This window comes from Mesorhizobium sp. M7A.F.Ca.US.006.04.2.1 (assembly GCF_004022915.1).
Lineage (GTDB): Bacteria > Pseudomonadota > Alphaproteobacteria > Rhizobiales > Rhizobiaceae > Mesorhizobium > Mesorhizobium ciceri.
In genome coordinates, this window is record NZ_RZQA01001472.1 from 1 (window position 1) to 780 (window position 780).

1 protein-coding gene is annotated in these 780 nt (G+C 65.6%); it reads right to left on the reverse strand.

Annotated features, from left to right (window positions below):
• Positions 1–716 (reverse strand): SMP-30/gluconolactonase/LRE family protein (locus tag EN925_RS38135; protein ID WP_245487472.1); only part of this gene is annotated, 716 nt, incomplete at its 3' end.
• Between the last annotated feature and the right edge of the window lie 64 nt (positions 717–780).

A 780-nucleotide genomic window follows, 5' to 3' on the forward strand; every position in this document is an offset into this window, starting at 1 on the left:
GTGCAGTAAAGATTGCCGCGGCTGTCGATCTTCATGCCGTCGGGCGCTCCCGGCCCCTCGCCCTCGGTTACTGCCCACACCGCGCCGCCATTGAGGTCGCCATTGGCTTCGACGCCGAACACCCTGATGTGCCCGCGTTCGGTGTCGTTGATGAACAGCCGCGACTCGTCCAGCGAAAAGCACAGCCCGTTCGGCTGCCCGAAATCGTCGGCCAGCAATGTCAGCCGGGCGCCGCCGCCATCGATGCGGTAGACGCCCTGGAACGGCAGCTCCTGCGGGCGTGGCACGCCATAGAACTCCCTCCGGCCATAGCCCGGATCGGTGAAGTAGATCGATCCGCCGGTGGCAACGACGATATCGTTCGGACTGTTGAGCTGCTTGCCCTGATGGTGCGTGGCCAGCACTGTTGCGCTGCCGTTGGGCTCGGCGCGGGTCACGCGGCTCGTTGCGTGCTCGCAGGTGACCAGCCGCCCCTGGCGGTCCAGCGTGTTGCCATTGGCCTTGTGGCTCGGCTCGCGGAACAGCTCGATCTCGCCCTCGGCACTGCGGCGATACATCCGGCTTTCCGGAATGTCGGAGAAGACCAGCCATTTCTCATAGGGATGCCAGACCGGTCCTTCGAGGAAGCCGAAGCCGCTCGCCAGCGTTTCGATCGGCGCATCGCCGACGACATCGTCGAAGCCGGAATGGCGCGCACGCGCCGGCACCGACATCATCGGCTCCCGGCGCGAACAGCCGTGCTACTCCGCATGGTGACGAATGGCATGAGCGCTTCCCGAT